20 protein-coding genes and 2 pseudogenes are annotated in these 18,922 nt (G+C 55.0%); all 22 read right to left on the bottom strand.

Annotation, left to right across the window (positions count from 1 at the left end; all coding sequences use genetic code 11):
• Positions 1–7: 7 nt before the first annotated feature.
• Complete coding sequence (locus MWR57_RS02685) at positions 8–550, bottom strand: F0F1 ATP synthase subunit delta (protein ID WP_423123242.1); 543 nt, start codon at positions 548–550, stop codon at positions 8–10.
• Positions 547–1,134 (bottom strand): F0F1 ATP synthase subunit B, encoded by a 588-nt coding sequence (gene atpF / locus MWR57_RS02680; RefSeq protein ID WP_423123241.1) that lies wholly within the window; start codon positions 1,132–1,134, stop codon positions 547–549. Before atpF ends, MWR57_RS02685 begins: the two co-directional genes overlap by 4 nt.
• Positions 1,135–1,560 carry an ATP synthase F0 subunit B gene (locus MWR57_RS02675; RefSeq protein ID WP_423123240.1) on the bottom strand — a complete coding sequence of 142 codons (426 nt, stop codon included), beginning with the start codon at positions 1,558–1,560 and terminating at the stop codon, positions 1,135–1,137.
• Positions 1,561–1,769: 209 nt separating this feature from the next.
• Positions 1,770–4,427: an alanine--tRNA ligase gene (gene alaS, locus MWR57_RS02670; RefSeq protein ID WP_423123239.1), complete on the bottom strand. Its 2,658-nt coding sequence runs from the start codon at positions 4,425–4,427 to the stop codon at positions 1,770–1,772.
• 81 nt (positions 4,428–4,508) lie between these two features.
• Positions 4,509–5,549, bottom strand: coding sequence for a recombinase RecA (gene recA, locus MWR57_RS02665; protein ID WP_423123238.1), 1,041 nt, complete (start codon positions 5,547–5,549; stop codon positions 4,509–4,511).
• 27 nt (positions 5,550–5,576) lie between these two features.
• Positions 5,577–6,869, bottom strand: a complete 1,293-nt coding sequence (locus MWR57_RS02660) for a CinA family nicotinamide mononucleotide deamidase-related protein (protein WP_423123237.1) — start codon at positions 6,867–6,869, stop codon at positions 5,577–5,579.
• Between the two features lie 124 nt (positions 6,870–6,993).
• Positions 6,994–7,127 (bottom strand): annotated as a pseudogene (gene rhuM / locus MWR57_RS14430) (RhuM family protein); the annotation flags it as partial.
• 65 nt (positions 7,128–7,192) lie between these two features.
• The gene (locus tag MWR57_RS02655) at positions 7,193–8,242 is read right to left on the bottom strand and encodes a virulence RhuM family protein (RefSeq protein ID WP_423123236.1); all 1,050 of its coding nucleotides are present in this window, start codon (positions 8,240–8,242) and stop codon (positions 7,193–7,195) included.
• A 78-nt stretch (positions 8,243–8,320) separates the two neighbouring features.
• Positions 8,321–9,349, bottom strand: a complete 1,029-nt coding sequence (locus MWR57_RS02650) for a PDDEXK nuclease domain-containing protein (RefSeq protein ID WP_423123235.1) — start codon at positions 9,347–9,349, stop codon at positions 8,321–8,323.
• Positions 9,346–9,501 (bottom strand): hypothetical protein, encoded by a 156-nt coding sequence (locus MWR57_RS02645; protein WP_423123234.1) that lies wholly within the window; start codon positions 9,499–9,501, stop codon positions 9,346–9,348. The genes MWR57_RS02650 and MWR57_RS02645 overlap by 4 nt, the downstream gene beginning before the upstream one ends.
• A gap of 10 nt (positions 9,502–9,511) precedes the next feature.
• The gene (locus tag MWR57_RS02640; RefSeq protein WP_423123233.1) at positions 9,512–9,646 is read right to left on the bottom strand and encodes a hypothetical protein; all 135 of its coding nucleotides are present in this window, start codon (positions 9,644–9,646) and stop codon (positions 9,512–9,514) included.
• A 4-nt stretch (positions 9,647–9,650) separates the two neighbouring features.
• A complete protein-coding gene (locus tag MWR57_RS02635) occupies positions 9,651–10,382 on the bottom strand; it encodes a DUF6339 family protein (RefSeq protein ID WP_423123232.1) in 732 nt (243 codons plus the stop codon).
• A complete protein-coding gene (locus tag MWR57_RS02630) occupies positions 10,379–11,212 on the bottom strand; it encodes a hypothetical protein (protein WP_423123231.1) in 834 nt (277 codons plus the stop codon). The genes MWR57_RS02635 and MWR57_RS02630 overlap by 4 nt, the downstream gene beginning before the upstream one ends.
• On the bottom strand, positions 11,202–13,097 hold the full coding sequence (locus tag MWR57_RS02625) for a hypothetical protein (protein ID WP_423123230.1): 1,896 nt from the start codon (positions 13,095–13,097) through the stop codon (positions 11,202–11,204). The genes MWR57_RS02630 and MWR57_RS02625 overlap by 11 nt, the downstream gene beginning before the upstream one ends.
• Positions 13,094–14,110 (bottom strand): DNA cytosine methyltransferase, encoded by a 1,017-nt coding sequence (locus tag MWR57_RS02620; RefSeq protein ID WP_423123229.1) that lies wholly within the window; start codon positions 14,108–14,110, stop codon positions 13,094–13,096. Before MWR57_RS02620 ends, MWR57_RS02625 begins: the two co-directional genes overlap by 4 nt.
• Before the next feature lie 18 nt (positions 14,111–14,128).
• On the bottom strand, positions 14,129–14,356 hold the full coding sequence (locus MWR57_RS02615) for a hypothetical protein (protein WP_423123228.1): 228 nt from the start codon (positions 14,354–14,356) through the stop codon (positions 14,129–14,131).
• A 111-nt stretch (positions 14,357–14,467) separates the two neighbouring features.
• On the bottom strand, positions 14,468–14,704 hold the full coding sequence (locus MWR57_RS02610) for a hypothetical protein (RefSeq protein WP_479723935.1): 237 nt from the start codon (positions 14,702–14,704) through the stop codon (positions 14,468–14,470).
• Positions 14,705–14,758: 54 nt separating this feature from the next.
• Positions 14,759–15,190, bottom strand: a complete 432-nt coding sequence (locus MWR57_RS02605; protein ID WP_423123227.1) for a helix-turn-helix domain-containing protein — start codon at positions 15,188–15,190, stop codon at positions 14,759–14,761.
• On the bottom strand, positions 15,187–15,489 hold the full coding sequence (locus MWR57_RS02600; protein ID WP_423123226.1) for a type II toxin-antitoxin system HigB family toxin: 303 nt from the start codon (positions 15,487–15,489) through the stop codon (positions 15,187–15,189). Before MWR57_RS02600 ends, MWR57_RS02605 begins: the two co-directional genes overlap by 4 nt.
• Before the next feature lie 252 nt (positions 15,490–15,741).
• Positions 15,742–15,943 (bottom strand): annotated as a pseudogene (locus MWR57_RS14425) (hypothetical protein); the annotation flags it as partial.
• A 48-nt stretch (positions 15,944–15,991) separates the two neighbouring features.
• Positions 15,992–17,311, bottom strand: coding sequence for a tRNA (N(6)-L-threonylcarbamoyladenosine(37)-C(2))-methylthiotransferase MtaB (mtaB, locus tag MWR57_RS02595; protein WP_423123225.1), 1,320 nt, complete (start codon positions 17,309–17,311; stop codon positions 15,992–15,994).
• Between the two features lie 103 nt (positions 17,312–17,414).
• The gene (gene pyk, locus MWR57_RS02590; RefSeq protein WP_423123224.1) at positions 17,415–18,851 is read right to left on the bottom strand and encodes a pyruvate kinase; all 1,437 of its coding nucleotides are present in this window, start codon (positions 18,849–18,851) and stop codon (positions 17,415–17,417) included.
• Positions 18,852–18,922: the final 71 nt, after the last annotated feature.

Here is an 18,922-nt window from a genome sequence, read left to right as displayed (position 1 = left end):
TGTCGTATTAACTCCCCTTAATGGATTCTTTTAAACCAGCAAGCTGTGACTTGATGCTTCCATCGAGCACCAGATCACCGACCTTGGCCACGATCCCACCGATAATGGACGGATCGACCTGGGCCGTAAGGACGACCTGCTTGCCGGTTATTTTTTCCAATGTTGCCTTAACCTTTGCACTGAGTTCGGGGGTCAGCTCCATGGCCGAAACCACCGTCCCCTGACACATATTGTTATCCGCATCGACCATCGCCTGAAATACCGCGGCGATGTCAGGCAGGATGTTCGCACGTTTTTTCTGCACCAGCAGCTTGAAAAAGTTGCCCAAAACCTGGGAAACCTGCATGGAGGCAAGGAGATGCTCCATGACCTTTTCCCGCGCCTCAACCGGATACAGCGGGTTGGTCAGGGCATCGGCCACCTCGGGCATTCCGACGAAAAGCTCGGACATGGCGTTGAGGGTCTTGGTGAAATCCGCGAAGGCATTGCCTTCCTTGCCAACCGCAAACAACGCCTTGGCGTACCGTTTGGCTATTACTGTGTTCTTCACTGAATACCTCCCACCTTTTCAAGAGACAGCTCAACCATCCTGCTCTGATCCGCAGGCTGAATATTCTTTTTCACCAGTTCTTCCGCCAGCAGCACGGCTTGCTCGGCAATCTCGCCCTTCAACCGGGTCTTGGCCTCGGCAATCTCATGGGCCACGGCCATCTCGGCCTGACGCTTGATGTCGCCCGCATTGCGCTCGGCATCGGCGATGATCTTCTCCTTCTCGGCCTCACCCTGCTTAACCGCCTCGGTGATGATACCGTTCACCTCGTCATCGAGCCTGGCAAGCTTGGCCTCGGCCTCCTTGTACAGTTGCTCTGCTTCGGCCTTGCGGGATTCCAGGGCCTCAAGCTGATCCTTGATCCCGTCCCTCCGGCCGCTTAAGCCGTCGGCAAAGGGTTTTCTCAAAAAGAAGACCAGAATGAAGACCAGACCGGCAAAGTTCGTGGTCCGCCACAGGAGATCCAACCACTTCTCCTTGGGGATGGCGCCATCGCCAGCGGCATAGGCGGTGGCGGCAACCGCCAGCACCATGAGCACCGACAAGGCTGCAGAGCTGATTTTTTTCCAGGATGCGTTTTTCATTTACAGAGCCCTCCCCAAAACCTTGCCAGCCATTTCATTGGCAAACCCGGAGATCTGCCCCTGCAACTCTGCCTGGGCTGCGGCAAACTCTTTTTCTATTTCGGCAAGCTGACCGGTTTTCTGCGCGTCAACCTCCTTGCGGATCCCGGCCAGTTTCTCGGTGCTTTCGGCAAGGGCGGCATTGCGGGCAGTTTCGTACTCTTTCTTGGCCCTGATCCTGGCCTCCTTCATCTTCTGACCGAACTCATCGAGACGCAGCACGGCATTCTTCTTGAATTGGTCAATGCCCTCATCAAGGCCGGTGATCTTTTTCTGCCGCTCTTCGAGAATCGCGCGGATCGGTTTGTACAAGACTGCATTCAGGACGACAATAAGCAAGAGCATATTGGCGATCTGAATGAGCATGGTCAGGTCGATAGTAATCATTACTGGCCCCCGTTTTCTTTACAATTTATATGTGAAAAAATCTTGGTATGTGCACTTGAAATGAATGCCTGTTCATTAACAATTGAACGGTTCTAATCGAATTTATTTTGCCTGTCAATACATTTTCCCGTTGCTTTTTTTCCCGTTTTCCCCTGGGTATTTCTACAGATTCACACCCCAACCGGTTATTTTTTCAACGGTCCCGGTTCTTAAGAAGAAGCTTTCGCACCCTGGGCGGTGATGATGCCTGGCACTGCCGCGAGCGCCTCGGGCAATTTATCCGCCATGGTCCCCCCGGCCTGAGCCATATCCGGGCGCCCGCCCCCGCTGCCGCCCACCATGGTGGCCACCTCTTTGACAATCTGCCCGGCATGAAAGCGGCTGGACAGATCCTTGGTCACCATGGCCAGCAGACTGACTTTTCCCTCAAAAACGCCGCCCAAAACAGCGATGCCGCTGCCCAGCCCGTCCCGCACCCTGTCGCCGACCTCGCGCATGGTTTTCGGCGAATCCATGGCGATCTGGGCGACAACCACCTTCACCCCTCCGATCTCCTGGGCGTTGCCGAGCATGGAGTCCAGATCATTGACGGAAAGATCCGCGGTGAGCCGGCTGACTTCCCGTTCCAGCTCCTTTTGCCGGCCCAGCATTTTTTCTATCTTTCCGGGTAGTTCCTCAGGCGTGGTCTTGAGTTTGGCCGCCAGCACTCCCAACTGCGCCTCGACCTGCTGGAACCGTTCCATGGCCCCTGGGCCGGTGACCGCCTCGATACGGCGCACCCCGGCGGCGATGCCGGTTTCACTCAGAATCTTGAACAGCCCGATCTCTCCGGTCGCGGACACATGGGTGCCGCCGCACAGCTCCTTGCTGATCTGCCCCACGGAAACAACCCGGACTTTTGCTTCGTATTTCTCGCCGAACAGGGCCGTGGCCCCGTCCTTAATCGCCTCTTCCCGGTCAAGCACCGCGGTGGACACCTGTCCATTCCCCCGGATTCCCTCATTAACGATCTTTTCCACCCGGCCAAGCTCTTCGCGGCTGAGGGGGGAAAAATGGGTGAAATCGAAGCGCAGCCGGTCCGGGTTGACCAGGGAGCCGGACTGCTTGACATGCTCGCCCAGCACCTCGCGCAGGGCGGCCTGCAAAAGATGGGTGGCGGTGTGGTTGTTGGCCGTGCGCTGGCGCTTGCCTTCCGCCACCTTGAGCTCGACACCCTCGCCGAGGGATAGGCTGCCCTCGACAACTTCGGCCCGATGGAGGACAAGCCCCTCCCCCGCGGCCACGGTATTTTCCACCCTGGCCTTGCCCTGCGGTCCGATGATCATGCCCCGGTCGCCGCTCTGCCCGCCGGATTCGGCATAAAACGGGGTTTCCGGGCAAACGACGGAGATCTGCTCGCCGGTGCCGGCCTGCTCAAGACTGTCACCGCCAGCGCTCAACAACCCGCTTATTACTCCACGGTGATGGCGCGTTTCATACCCGACAAAATGGGTCCGCAACCCCGCGTCGAGCAGGGCGCGCACTCCTGACCCCATTTCGGCCAGCGAGGTGGCTTTCCAGGATTTCTTGGACTGGTTGCGCTGCACCTCCATGGCCGCGTTGAATCCGGCTTCATCGGCCAGCATGCCCTTTTCAATGGCGATATCCTTGACGATATCCACGGGGAAACCAAAGGTATCGTAGAGCTTGAAGATGAACTCCCCGGCCACCGCCTTTTCCCCCACCTCCTGCAGCCGCTTCATCTCCTGGTGGAGCATGGCCAGGCCGTTGTCCAGGGTTTCCAGAAAGCGCACCTCCTCGTTGTGCACCACCTTGGCCAGGAGTTCCCGCGCCCCGTGGAGATGGGGATAGGCCTCGCCCATCTCTCCGATGACCGCCTCGGTCACCCCGGTCAAAAAAGGCTTTTTCAGACCCAGCGAGCGGCCAAAGCGGATGGCCCGCCGCATGATGCGGCGAAGCACATAGCCCCTGCCCTCATTGGAGGGCAGCACCCCGTCGGCCACCAGAAAGGTGGTGGCCCGGCTGTGGTCGGCAATAACCCGCAGAGCCGTATTGACCGCAGCATCCTCGCCGTATTGCACTCCGGCGGCTTTGGCAATGGCCGCGATGATCCCGGCAAACAGATCGGAGTCGTAGTTGGTGAATTTCCCCTGGGTAACGGCGGCAATGCGCTCCAAGCCCATGCCGGTGTCGATGCTCGGCTTGGGCAGCGGGGTCATAGTGCCGTCCTCGCTCCGGTTAAACTGCATGAACACCAGGTTCCAGATCTCCAGAAAGCGGTCGCAGTCGCAGCCGAGCTTGCAATCGGGCCTGCCGCAGCCCGCCTCCACCCCCTGGTCGATATGGATCTCGGAGCAAGGGCCGCAGGGGCCGGTATCGCCCATGGCCCAGAAGTTGTCCTTTTCCCCCATCCGGACAATGCGGCCCTGGGGCAGCTCCTTGACCTTTTCCCAGAGGCCGAAGGCCTCGTCGTCGTCTTCAAACACCGAAACCCAGAGCTTCTGGGGGTCCAGGCCGATCTCCTTGGTGAGAAAATCCCAGGCATAGTGGATGGCGTCTTTTTTGAAATAATCGCCAAAGGAAAAATTGCCGAGCATCTCGAAAAAGGTATGATGCCGCGCGGTGTAGCCCACGTTTTCCAAGTCGTTGTGCTTGCCCCCGGCCCGCACGCAGCGCTGGCTGGTGGCCGCCCTTACGTAATCCCGCTTGTCCTCGCCCATGAACACCCGCTTGAACTGAACCATCCCGGCATTGACGAACAGCAGGGTCGGGTCGTCGTGGGGCACCAGGGGCGAGCTTTCCACCACGGTATGGCCCTTGGCGGCAAAGTAGGTCAAAAATCGCTTGCGTATGTCGTTTCCGGTCATTGGGACATTCCTTCAAAGTACAGAAGCGGGACGCCTTCGCATCCCGCTTCTTGATAACAATCTTTTCCTGGGTAAAACGGATCAGTCGGCGACCGCAGCCTTTGCAACCGGTGCTTTTTCTCCGACTGCGGGCAAACCATACCCGAGGCGCACCTTTCTTTCAAGGTCATCGCACATCTCCGGATGCTCCTTCAAAAAGAGCTTGGAGTTCTCCCTGCCCTGGCCGATGCGTTCGCCGTTGTAGGAGTACCAGGCTCCGCTTTTCTCGACAATATCCTGGGCCGTGGCCAGGTCGAGCAGATCCCCAACCTTGGAGGCGCCTTCGCCATAGATGATATCGAACTCCGCTTCCTTGAAAGGCGGCGCCATCTTGTTTTTCACCACCTTGACCTTGGTCCGGTTGCCGATCACCTCCACTCCGTCTTTAATCGCAGCCTGGCGCCGGATATCGAGCCTGAGCGAGCTGTAAAACTTGAGGGCGTTGCCGCCGGTGGTGGTTTCCGGGTTGCCGAACATGACCCCGATCTTCATCCGGATCTGGTTGATGAAGATGATCGCGGTGTTGGTGCGCTTGAGCACCCCGGTGAGCTTGCGCATGGCCTGGGACATGAGCCGAGCCTGAAGGCCGACATGGGAGTCCCCGGCGTTGCCGTCGATCTCCGCCTTGGGCACCAGGGCTGCCACCGAGTCCACGACAATGACATCCACCGCCCCGCTGCGGATAAGGATCTCGACGATCTCCAGGGCCTGCTCGCCGTAATCCGGCTGGGAGACCAAAAGATCGTCCACCTTGACCCCGAGACGCTCGGCATAGCCGATGTCCAGGGCATGCTCGGCATCGATGAAGGCGGCGCTGCCCCCGGCCTTCTGGGCCTCGGCGATGATATGCAGGGCCAAGGTGGTCTTGCCGGAAGATTCCGGCCCGTAGATCTCCGTGATCCTCCCTCGGGCCACGCCGCCGACCCCGGTGGCGATATCGATACTCAGGGTGCCGGTGGAGATGACCGATACCGCCTCCCGCTCGTCCGTGCCGAGCCGCATGATCGAGCCCTTGCCGAACTGCTTCTGGATCTGGAAAATCGCGGTATCAAGGGTTTTGTTCTTTTCGTCGGCAACTGCCATGGTGTATGTCTCCCTCTGTAGGATGAATTATCGTCGGTTCTTTTTACTCTGTCCTGCATCCATTATCAAGACCAAGCTATTCAGCCCAAGCAGATGCCGGCGCAAAAGGTCAAGCGCCGTCTGGCTGGCCTGGGCCTGCACCTGGCCGCGGTCCCCGGAAAAACGAAAAAGAAAGGTCTGGGTTTTTTCCGGACTGGCCAGGCCGAAATAGACCGTGCCCACCGGCTTGTCTTCGCTGCCGCCGCCCGGTCCGGCAATACCCGTTACGGAAAGGGCATGGTCAACGGGGGTCACCCGCCGCATCCCCTCGGCCATGGCCCGGGCACACTCGGCGCTGACCGCGCCGGAACGCAGGAGGATCTCCCGGTTGACCCCGAGCAACCGCTCCTTCAGGGCATCGCTGTAAGCCACCACCCCGCCGACGAAATACCCGGAACTCCCGGCGATACTGGTCAAGGCATGGCCGATGAGCCCGCCGGTGCAGGATTCCGCCACGGCCACGCTTTGACCGCGGTCTCCAAGCAACCTCCCCACCACGGACTCCAGGGTGTCGCCACCGGAGCCGTAACAACAGTCGCCAAGCGACTCGACCATCTTGCCATCGTATTTTTGCATCGCCGCCTCGGCCTCGTTGCCTGTCGCGCCGGTAACGGTGAGGCTGACATGCACCTCGGGAAACACGGGATAATAGCCGATCCGGACTCTGGGATCGCGGCCTTCCAGATGGGCAAGCCGCCGGTTGATCTCGGACTCGGCCAAGCCCACCACCTTATATACCTTCTGGCGCACCTGCCGGACCTCCTCGCCTTCCCAGACAGCAAGCCGGGTGATAACCGTTTCCAGGAGCAGATCCTCCATCTCCTGCGGCACCCCCGGCAGAAAAAAGATGGGCTTGCCGTCCTGGACCAGAAAATATCCGGCCGTCTTTGCTTCGGTGTGCAGGGCGTGGGCGCCCGCCGGCAACCAGGCGAGTTTTTCCAGGGAAACCCGCTGACCGGCCGGCAGACTTTTACCGTAGGCCTGGATCTTTTTCAGTATTTCCGGATACAAGGTGGCGGGACGGTCAAGGGCCGAGGAAACCGCGGCATTGGTCAGATCATCGGTGGTCGGACCCAACCCCCCGGTGACAATAATAAAATCCGCCCGCTGCAAAGCCCGTTGCAGGGTGCGGCCGATGAGTTCCGGTTCATCCCCGATGGTGGTCATGGCCAGAATCTCGTGCCCTGCGGCAAAAAGATGGCTTGCCGCGAAGTAGCTGGTGGTGTTCAGCACCCTCCCGGAGGTGAGCTCATCGCCGATGGCAATTATTTCTCCAAGCATCCCCGCCTCATAAGAAAAGATTTTTGCCCAATATAACACGGAATGAACGCTTCGCGCGAGAGCTTGCTACAAGGGTATGCGGAGGAGCTAACTGCCGGCCAAGCAAACCATGGCCACCATTAGCGCGAAACTGAGTGCCCTGGTGGGATTTGACCCGGGGTAGCCGACGGAGATGATGACGTCCAGGTTGTAATAGCGCACATCGTAACTTTTCTCGTCGGCGGCAGTTGTTCGGAAATTCCGAATAACTGCATCTTCCGTCCCCATTTGTTTTCCTCAATCCTAGCAAACTCTATTGTCTCCGCAACGCGGAGACAATCAGATCATTTTTCGTCTTTGATCCGTTTAATGATATGGTCAAAATCGCTCTCAAACAGACGGTCCTGGACTATGCGATATTTTTCGAACTCGGTTTCGGCATGGGCTTTGGCGATTTCCGCTGTTACTTTGCCCGCATCCTGCAGAATTTCCCGGTCGGTAGCTTCGATGAAGCGGTTCAGGCGTGTTTCCCAATCCTGCATGGTCAGTGGGATCTGGCGCAGCGCCATGTCTTCCGCTAGATCCAGATAGGCCGAAACCAGCCGCTGCAATTGCGCCATTTCGTTTTCGGTCAGGTAGTTCTTAGCGACAGTGACGTCGAATTTCTGAATTTTTCCTCTCGGTGCGTCCTTCCAGGTGGTCAGCCCCATGTTGTCCTTTTCGGCATCGGCACGGTGGTATATGACTTCCGCCGCCGTCTGGCCGTGGATGGCCCAGTGGAGTTTGTTTTGCACGGTAGAGAAAAAACGCTTGGTGGCTTGGGCCGTCACGTCATAGTCGACGGCGGTCGAGTAGATGTCAGTGATTTTCTGATAGAACTTGCGCTCTGAGAGGCGGATCTCCCGAATGCGCTGCAACTGTTCTTCAAAATACTTCGCGGTGAGGATGGAGCCGTCATTCTTCAGACGCTCGTCATCCATCGCATAGCCCTTGATGGTGAACTCCCGGATAATGGCGGTCGCCCATTTGCGGAACTGCACGGCGCGTTCGGAGTTGACCTTATAGCCGACGGCGATGATGGCGGCGAGGTTGTAGTGCTTGGTGTTGTAACTTTTACCGTCAGCGGCAGTTATCCGAAAATTTCGGATAACTGAATTTTCTTGCAACTCACTGTCACTAAAGATTTTTTTCAGGTGATAGTTGATGGTTCTCACATCAACATCATAGAGAGTGCCCAGCATTTTCTGGGTCAGCCAGATGTTTTCATCGGCATACACCGCTTCGACGCCTCCCTTGCCACTGGCGGCGACAAAGGTCAGGTATTCCGCCGCCGATGAGCGGACCATGGAGGTCTCTCTTCTCATGGGAACTTGAGGGTTTTTTTTCTCGCTCATCCTAGTACACCTGCTTTTCCAATTCACCGCTGGAAATGATATTTGTAAAATGCCCGGTGAGGAACGAACCGCATCGCATCACGATCCCAAGCGTTTGCGCGCCGAGGCGATGGCGCTGTGCAGTTTCGCCTCAAACACCTCTTTCGGCGGCAGTTCGGTGAGGTAATCGGCCACATGGATGGAGGCTTGATCCAGCTCCAGCAGCTTGATCTGTTCGGCCTTTTTCCCGGCACAGAGGATGATGCCCAAGGGCGGCTTCTCGCCCGGTTCCTGCTCGTACTTGGCCAGCCAGCGCAGATACAGTTCCATCTGCCCCTTGTATTCGGCCTTGAAGTTGCCCAGCTTCAAGTCGATGGCCACCAGTCGTCGCAGGCGCCGGTTGTATAACAGCAGGTCGATATAGAAATCATCGTTGTCGATCTGCAGCCGCTTTTGCCGGGCAACAAAGGTGAAACCCGCGCCCAACTCCAGCAAGAACTGCTCCAACTCCCGCAGGATAGCGTCTTCCAGATCCTTTTCCACATAGTGGTCGTTCAGCTCCAGGAAATCGAGCACATAGGGATCTTTCAGCACCATGGCCGGAGTCAGATCGCCCTTGGCGGCCAGGGCTTGCAGTTCCAGGCGGATGGTCTCTTCCGGCTTTTTCGACAGAGCGGTGCGCTCGAACAGCATGGCGTCGATACGCTCACCCAAGACGCGGGTGGACCAACCTTCGAGCTGTGCCATCTGGGTATAGAACTCACGTTTGAGGGGATCGTCGATGGCGATCAGGGTGCGAAAATGAGTCCAGCTCAATTTTGCACTCAGTGCGTGCAAAATGTTAAGGTCGCTGAAAGACTCGGAGAAAAGCACCATGTTCGCCAAGTTCCGCTCCGTCCAACCTTTGCCATACAAGGTGGTGAGCTGTCTGGCCAGGTGAGGGATGATCTCTTTGCCGTACTCGGCGCGTTCACCCTTGAGAACCTCGGCATGTATGCGTTGCCCCACCTGCCAGTAAAGCAGGGTCAATTCGGCATTGACCGCTACCGCCGCCCTCTGGCGGGCGGAGTCGATGAGGGTTTTGATCTCATGGAACAAGGGGAGAGGTTTCGGAATCTTGGCACTCATGCGCTGGCCTCCCTGGGGATTTCGGCTTGGGTGGGTTGCCAGTTGCGGACGGCTATCTTGCCGGTGACGGCGGCTGAGATGGGAGCGGGCTGGAAGCTCTTGTACTGATACTGTTGTTTGTAGCTGCCGGAGACAAATTCTTCGAATTTCATCGAATCCCCCTTACGCCACCGTGACCTGGCCGTTCATCAGCATAGGCAGGAGCCAGTCGCGGAGATGGACGAGTTGTTGGTTTTTCTGCTCCAGCACATTCTGGCGTTTGAAAATGGAATCGACCGTGTTTGTGAGTCGTCCCACAACTTCAGCTCGCCTGTGCTATACATTCCTCCAGAATGTGCATGATTCTTTTTTCGGAAAGGGCTCCCAGGAGTTTAACTCCCCCCCTGAGATTAAGCCCTTTCATAACCGAGCGAAACCTCTCCCGATTGAATAAGGTTTTGTCCGACTTGTATGATTCGTTGAGTTTGCTCAATACCGCCGAAAATACACGCACATTTTGTGATGTTGTCGGACGTTCAACAATATTCGCACGAACATCGGACTGATGTAGAAAGCAGGTCAATGCATCTTCGAGTGTCATGTCTGTCGTCCGGTTGCACAGTGAGGCCATCCACCATAAACGGGAAGCCACGTTGTCTCTTTCCACGCCACGTGCCCCCTCACAGAAAAAGTGTGCCTTAATATGCTTGACGGCTTCTTCGTCATCTATGGGGATTGGCCACCGAGTGCGCCCGTAGCTCAACAAGAAGGTATGGGACAGATAAATCCAAAGGCGCTCATCTCTGGCAAGGTAGTGCGAAACTGCGCCCAAAGCCTCATACATCTGCATGCAACATTTCACTTCGTTGAAATCGTTTTTGTCACAACTGATTGCCGATAACATATCTTCCTGGATGTCTAGGTCGGTTTCAAAATAATGAGCGGGGTCATTGGTCATAAAATCGAAATCGCCATTCCGGTACAACTCTAGATTTTCACTGATTTTAGACATGAGTTCTTGAACTTTGCTTGATTTTAAGAATCGCGCTTTCATTGGATTGCTCCTTTAAACACGTAGGCATTCAGTAGCATAATGGGTTGTTGCATCAGGATTTCGGTGATGTAGTAAGCATCGTGGCTATCCAGGCTTAAGCCTTTGTTGTGCGCTTGCCTGCGGATGACCTCTGCCCATTTCTTTCCATCATAGCTTTCTTCTGGGTCTTTTAATTTCTGAACGGCCTGCATCACGGCTGCGAAATAGATAGAATTCAAAAGAACGATCCGCTTCTTCTGATCGTTTCTTGCGGCATCTATGGACTCTTTCATTTTGGGGCTGACTTCAATTTGGATGTGATTCTCTTCAAAGCCAACCGTCCATATCCCGTCCATCAAGTCATCTTTCTTGACCAAGTCGAATACCGATGTAATAGGCCTGAACAGGTCTCGGTCGAAATAAAAAATTTGAGCTTCGTCTTGCGCAAGTATATCGCCTTCCACGAAGTTAAAAGGGCCTGATCCGAATTCTGCATTAATGTCGGGCGATGTGAATTCCGAGATGTCTTTCTTGACCACCACATAGGGATTGACCCGTACCTCTCCACGCAAAGCGCCACTATCAAAATCCACTTCCATTTTTCTTTTAGCGGTCGAGATGACTTGCTGGAAATAGGTGTCGCGACAAGAAATCATGCAGACATATGCGGCATTCCCCTTGGCTATCTCATCCGTGATTTCCGTAGCCGATAGAGCATAGCCAATGCAGGCTTTTATATTGTTCCCTTCTATAGCAAATTCTACAGTAGCCTGAAATTCGCCATCTTTGTAATCGTCGCTACCGGGGCGTAAAACCGGGTATGGAAACGCCTTGTATTTATCAAATTTCATGGGCCACCACCTTCAATGCTCCTGAGAAATCCTGATTTAATTCGATATCCAAACTAATCCGTTTTCCTGCCTGCACGTCCAAAACCACACCGCCCTTGTCCAGAATGCCTTGCTCCGATTTTACAATGGCAACATCGTAATCGCTGTCTGCCCCGGCTTCCTTTACATGAAGCACAATTTTTCCCGATGATACGGGAGTGAAGGCTATCTTTCTGTTTTTTGTGCTGGATAATATGGCGCGGACATTGTTGATATCCACCATGGCTTTTTGCGATCCGCCGCCTTCGCCACCATCGCCATCTCCCTTGCCCCCACGCCCGTTCCCACCACCAGCGCCGAGTCCGCCACCGCCACCTTCGCCACCATCGCCATCGCCAATGTCGTCGCCAGCCCTCACTTTCTTGCCGACCGTCACTCTGGTCCGGATGGGTTTGGCTTGAAAGATGACCTTGCCATAGGGATTGATTTCTTCCGTGCCTTTTCCTCCATCCCCGTCACCTTCATCTCCGAAAAAATCCTTCAACTCATCAATGGTGGTCACCTCGGATACCGGGTCTTTGGCATGCTTTTTGAGCATTTCTTTCACCCATTCAGCTAGGTCATCCAGCGCCTTTTTGCCCCTTCTTCTATCTTCTTTCGTCGGGAGGAGCGCAGGCTCAAAATTATCGTGTCTGGGTGGTTCCATCGACCGAAGCAATTCATTACCCTTGCTACTCTGACAGTGGAAGACCGCCACGAAATTCTTGAAGTCGGAAAATATCCGAAGGCGGTTCAAACTGTCCGTGATGAACATTCCATTCCGTAGCGCACAGACTTTTTTGGGTAAGTTGTCGCCGATCAATATTTTGAGTTGGCATAACCCAAGTTCGCGTTGTTCCGTTTCCTCGGTGATCACCTCGATCCCGCCATGATGTGCTACCAGATAGTTTTTGCTGTTGTCAAACTGTTCGGGTTCGTCTTTTAATTTTTTAATCAGCCCTCTGATTTCATCGTCTTCAAAGAAATTATGAATGGTGGTCTGATCCAGAGTGTATTTGCCATCCACTTCAACCCTGAGCTTTCCATCGCTAATGGCTCCGAAGAAATTTTCTGCAACGGAAACTGCCAGGTGTGTCTGCCAGTGTTGGGCTGCATCAAACCCCAATATAGTCAACTTACTGCCTTTGCCAGTCGGGAGGTCGGCTTCATTGTTGACCCGTTGGATCCATGAAGGCAGGTCCGGGGATACGCCGTTGATCGGCTGGCATTTTTCTCGGATCCCCCAGAAGCCCACGCCTTGCTTGCGTTTGCCGTCTTTGTCGTGAGACATAAGAATAGACTTGCCTTGAGTTAATTGAGTGTAGGTCCCCGAATCATCCTGATATACGGTCGAGATGAAAATTGTCCTGATTTTTGATACAGCGTATGGTGCAAATTTTCCGATGCCGTAAGACCCCGTGGCGATGTCACTACTCTTGCGAGACTGACCTTTTGCTTTCATGAAAGCAAAAAACGCCGTTCCGTTTTCGGATGGCCCCTTCATTCCGCGTGTGTGGTAGTCTGAAATCTCCAGCACAGAAATTTTTGGTTTTTCCAGCTCAGCCAGAGCGTCCTCGAAAAATATTTTGGCCTTCTTGCTTTCCTTCTTTGATGCTTCATGGCAAGAAAGCAAGTTGTCTTTGAGCTCAGCTAGGTGGGGTATATGTGATATCTCTACGGTATGGAGTCGTATTTTGACCTCAACAATGTCGGTATCAACGGCGTCCAAGGCGTTTTGATTCACTTCTCGCGCCAGGTGACGAATAGGACTCCCTGCAAAATGCGCTATCCCTGACTCATTAAAGCCGTCCCATTGGTCTGATTCATCCACCGGGTGATGCCACCCTATATCAACTGCTGATGTCATAGCCGCTCCTTTTCGATTTTTTCTTTGACTGCTTTGGCCAGTAGGGCTACAACCGGTACAGCGACGGAATTCCCCGCCTGGATGTATCTTTTGGCTCTGGGCACCTCTTCGGGGAATGTATAGCCTTCAGGAAAGCCTTGTAGTTTTAAGCACTCCAACTCTGTCAACTTCCGTAACCCCTTGGCGTCATGAATGAAGGGGACGTTATGCCCCCCAAGACCCATGTTTGCCGTCAAAGTTGGACAGACCCCCGGCTCTTTCACCCGCACCAAAAATTTTCGTAACTGATATATGCATGCTTTATCTTCAACTTCATTACTAATCATTTTATGATAACGATTTTCTTCGTGCAGATAGTAGCTGTCATCATCCAGCGAACTGGAGAAATCTATATAGTCGGCAAGGTTTTTAGGACTCTCATCCTTTTTGTTGGGGAAGAGCATTTTGCCATTTTTAAAATGATCAATGGATAATGCCACCATGAAAAGTCGATTCCTTTTTTGGGGCAGAGGCGTCAAGAAATAGGGGTCAAGCTCTGCGCAATTAGTATCCCGGAACCAGTAACCGGCTTTCTTTATCTCCTTTGTCAATTCAATGAACCAACTTCCGCCGTCGCCATGGCGTATGTGCGGAGAATTCTCAAGCACGATGACGGAAGGTTTGCGATCCTTGAATTCTTTTACTATACGTATGACTTCATAAAAAAGCTGACCTCTCGGGTCGTCGAATCCTTTCCTGTCTCCAGCTTGGGAGAAACTTTGACATGGGAAGCCAGCATGCAGAATATCTACAGGCTCTAGGTCGTCCTTCTTAATAGTTAAGTCTTTAACACTTGCAGGCTTACCATCATGCTCCACTATGCGAACACCTTTTATGTTGTGTGCATAGGTCGCCACCGCCATCTGGTCATTCTCGACTGCCCACGCAGTTTTTATTCCTGCCTTTTCAAAACCAAGACAAAATCCCCCTATCCCGGAAAACAAAGCTCCTGCTATTAACGGACTATCACACATTAGGTTTACGCTTACCCCTTATAGCTTGAAATCATTACGTCCAATCTCATCTGTACGCTGAAAACATTGTTTGATTATGTCAATCTCCTGTTGAAGCGCTCTCACTATTTTCTTCGATTGTTCATCGGTAAATTCATAATTTTGCCTATTGGCTAAGTTGCCAATTAATTGTAAGTCTTTCAGTGCTTTGTTAACCCGCTTGTTAGCCAGTTCAATGAACTTTTCAGCCTTATTTCTAGTTGTCATAATGCCTCCAGACTGGATACAAAAAGCGAATATTGTGAATCTATGTTTTGAATATATTATACATTTTTAATGTGTATTGCAATAATGGTTCGCTGGGAATTTAAAAAAGCATTAAAAATTCCGGGGACATCTTAACTTAAATCCTGTCACGCCATCTTGACAGGATTTTCCCGATAGGCGGTGCCGGGGGCCGCCGTCAACATAGATGCCTTCCCGATAGGAGAGTTTTCTTGGTAACTGTTGTAGCGTGCCCCTGGCAATGAGGAAGGTTGCTTTTCGCCCCACCGTCAGCCTGCCCAGCTTCTCCAGGCTGAAGAATTTGGCGCCGTTTTCCGATCCGTAGCGGATGGCCTCCTCAAGGGAAAACAGGAATATCTCCCATATTTTTGTTTTTGAATTTGCTCAAATAAAAACCGCCGGAGAAACCCCGAATCGTGCCGCCAGGGCCTTGGCCTGCCTGGCGTTGATCTCGCGTTTGCCCGTCAGGATCTCGCTTACCACGGATTGCCCGCCGATCTCCTCGGACAGATCGGTCTGCTTGAGTCCGTGCTGCTCCATGAAGAACCGAAGAACGGCTCGTGGTTCCGCTTCCGGGACGGGATGATGTTGTGTCTCGTAATCCTCGACCAGTTGTCCGACCAGATCGAGGAAATCAGCCAGCTCATGGGTTGCGTCGTCGCCGACTGTATCGATGAGGCTGTGCAGCAACGCAACCACCTCTGCAAATTGTGCCTCGGTGCGGATGGGCGTAAGGCGAACCGGCAGCGCTTCTTGCAACGAGCGCCACGCCGGAGCGATTACCGCCGGATCAATGGCCTGGCCTGCGGGGATCATTTTCCTTTACTCCTGTTCTGTTTGCACCAGCGGTCATACTCGGGATGGGTGAACACATGCCGGATGTAGACCTTTTGCCGGTTGTAGTGGATCACGGCGATGATCCGGAAGCTGTTGCCGCCTATATCGAAAATCGTGTACGCATTCGCGTAGTCAGCCGACCGAAACGTTTCCCGCACATCGCTGAAGCTGGAGAAGCTTGATCTGCTGACCACCCTGTACCAGGATTCCAGGGGAGACTTGGCGGTCGGATGAATTTTCCAGAAATCCTCCAGCGCTTTCTTGGCGATCACGTGCATGGTTCAATCCAGTATATCGCAATTTGCGATATTTGAAACTGTTTTTTTCTGCGGCTCGATTGCATGGTTGTCTTGAGGGAAATCAGGACCACTCTCCCTATTTCTTTGCAGGGGGCAAAGCGCTCCTGTCACGCCGTCTTGACAGAATTTTTACGATAGGCAATGCTGGGTGCGCCGTCAACATAGAGGCCTTCCAGATAGGAGCGTTTTCTTGGCATTGCTGCACCGTGCCCCTGGCAATGAGGACGGTTGCTTTCCATAAAAGGCTTTGCCCGGATCCTCGTTTTTCAGTGAGACCTTGATGTCATCCAGGAGACGGTCGATGGACTCTTGGGAAATGTCTGGGAAGATGTTGGTGTCTTCGTCCCATGTGGCATTTTTGAGGGAAAGGTATTGATATGACCAGATGCAGAATGCAGAGGATTTTGACCCGCGAGTCTTCGCTAGAAACCATGCAAAAAATTCTCCGACAAGCAGTTTCATCCCTTTGAAGTCAATCAGTTCAAACAATCCGGCCCAGCACCCCATCCTCGGTGAGCTCTTCCAACCGCACCGTAACCAACTGGTTCACCAGCCCGCTGTCCCCGGCAAAGGAGACCGGGATATAATTGCCGGTATAGCCCTTGAGCAAACATCCCTGCTTGCGTCCTTCCACCAGGATCTGGCGGACGCTGCCCAGATGCTTGCGGTAAAAACCGCTCCGTTTTGTATGATGCAAATCCCGCAAGCGCGCAACCCTTTCCTCCTTGATCGGTTTGGGAACCTGATCAGCCATGGCGGCGGCCGGGGTTCCCGGCCTTTTCGAGTAGGGAAAGACATGGAGATAGCTCACCGGCAATGATTCGAGCAGGCGGTAGGTGTTGGCAAAGGCTTCCTCGTCCTCGCCCGGAAAACCGACCAGCACGTCCACGCCGATGGCTGCGTCCGGCAGGCTCGCCACGCTCCGTTCCACCACTTTAGCAAAGGCGGCGGCGGGATAGCGGCGGTTCATCCGCTTGAGTATCCCATCATCCCCGCTCTGCAAGGGAATATGCAGATAGGGCATCACTGAGGCCGATTGGGCCATGAGATTCAGGAGCTCGTCCGTAATCTCGGTGGGCTCGAGCGAACTCAAACGGTAGCGCACCGGCAGGTCCCGGGCGACAAGCAGCCCGAGCAACTCGCGCAGGTTGGTTTTGGGGGTAAGATCCTGACCATAATGGCCGAGGTGGATGCCGGTGAGCACCTGTTCCTTGTAGCCTTGGGCGGCAAAGATTTCGGCCTGGGCCACCACCTTGTCCGGATCAAGGCTGCGGCTGCGCCCCCGGGCATAGGGCACGATGCAGTAGGAACAGAAACTGTTGCAGCCGTCCTGCACCTTGAGATACGCCCTGGTCCGCGATCCGAAGCTGGTGACGGTAAGAGGGCAAATCTCCTTGTGCCCACCGATATCGCCCAGATGCATTTCCAGATCACAGTGGCGGTCGGCCAGGGCCACTTCCACCAAGCGGTGCTTGCAACCGTTGCCCACAATGCAGATGGGGCTGTCGGCGATCTCGAGAATCTCCTGGGCTCCAATCTGGGCATAGCAGCCGGTCACGATCAACCGGGCCTCGGGATTGGCGCGCAAGGCCCGCCGGATCAACTGACGGGACTGCGCCCCGGCCCTGGCCGTCACCGCGCAGGTGTTGATGATATAGATATCCGCCGGATGGGAAAAGGGAACCAGCTCCACTTCCCGCTGGGCGAGTTCCGAAAGGAAGGCAGCCGACTCAAACTGGTTGACCTTGCAGCCCAGGGTGGTAAGGGCAATCTTTTTTTTGTTCTGGCCTGTGCTCTTCATGTCTGTGCCATACTGTGTGTGCTCCGGAGTTGCAACAACAAGGCCGCTTTCCGGCACCTCTGCTCGTGTAACCGTTCAGCCGCGAAGCTCCGCTGCTGAACGGTTACGAAACATCGATGATTTTGAGGCTGTTGGTGGTCCCCGCAACCCCGGTGAGACTGCCCGCGGTGATCACCAGCCGCTGCGTCCCGGACCGGACCAGCCCGGCGCCTTTCAGCAACTCGGCCAGCTCGCGGTCCGACAGGGAAACGGAGGATACGTACAGGGGGAAAACCCCGGAGGAAAGGGCAAGAATATTGCGGACCGTCTGGTTATCGGTGACGGCCACAATCCAGGGCCGGGGCCGCAGCCGGGCGATACGCCTGGCCGTAGCCCCGGTGGCGGTTGGGGTAACGGCCAGGTCCACGGTGCGGTTCTCCAAAACATCGCAGGTGGCGCTGCTGATCAGATCATCGATGCTGTCTTCGGAGCGGATCGCGGCCCGGACCTCCAAGGCAACCCCGCCGCTCTTGACCAGGCGGCGCTCGGTCTGCCGGGCAATTTTTTTGGCAATGCGGACCACGGCCACCGGATCATGGCCAATGGCCGTCTCCTCGGAAAACATGATGGCATCGGCGCCGTCCAGGATGGCGTTGGCCACGTCGGTGACCTCGGCCCGGGTGGGCCGGGCGTTGTCCACCATGGACAAAAGCATCTGGGTGGCGACGATCACCGGCTTGGCCGCCATATTGGCCCGGTGAATGATGTCCTTCTGGAGCCCGGGGATCTCCTCGATGGGCAGCTCGATGCCCAAATCGCCCCGAGCCACCATCACCGCATCGGCCTGCGCCAGAATGGAGTCCAGGTTGGCCACTGCCTGCCGCCGCTCGATCTTGGCCAACAGACAGGGGCGGTAGTTCCCGGTTTGCGGCAGGAGAGCGCGGGCGGCCAGCATATCCTCGGGGCTGCCGACAAAGGAGATGCAGATGACATCGGCCTTGTGCTGAATGGCAAAGGCGATGCCGCGCTTGTCTTCCTCGGTGAGCACCCCGGAAGGCGTATTATAGCCGGGGATATTGACCCCCTTGTTGGATCGGACCACCCCGGCCACCAGGGCCTCGGTTTCAATGATCTCCCCCTCGATGGACTTGACCTTGAACTGCATCATGCCGTCGCCGACAAAGATGATGGAGCCGGGCCGCACCCCTTGGGCCAGCCCGGAAATTTCATGGGGCAGAAAGATACCCTTCCCTGGACGGGCCTGGCTTGCGGGCCAGAAACGGACCTTGGCCCCCCGCCGCACGGTGATCGGCTTTGGCACCATGCCCAGCCGCATTTTCGGGCCGGGCAGGTCAACAATAATGGCCACCGGCCTCCCCATCTCCCCGCTGATTTTCCGCAGGCTGGCGATCACCGCGGCGTGTTCCTCAAAGTCTCCGTGGGAGAGATTCAGGCGAAAGCCATCAACTCCGGCTGCCATCAGCCGCCTCTGCACGGCCGGCAAAAAAGAGGCCGGGCCCAGGGTGGCCACAATCTTGGTCTTGGAGATGAATGCGCTCATGATGTTCCTTGATTTTTTCCGGTGATCAGGGCCTGTTTGCAAGCCTGGCAAACAAGGGCTTGGCAAACGCG

Source organism: Hydrosulfovibrio ferrireducens, assembly GCF_046883345.1.
GTDB classification, from domain to species: Bacteria; Desulfobacterota; Desulfobulbia; order Desulfobulbales; family Desulfurivibrionaceae; genus Thiovibrio; species Thiovibrio ferrireducens.
The sequence above is the reverse complement of the archived record's forward strand: the minus strand, read 5'-3'. Positions and strand labels throughout refer to the sequence as shown.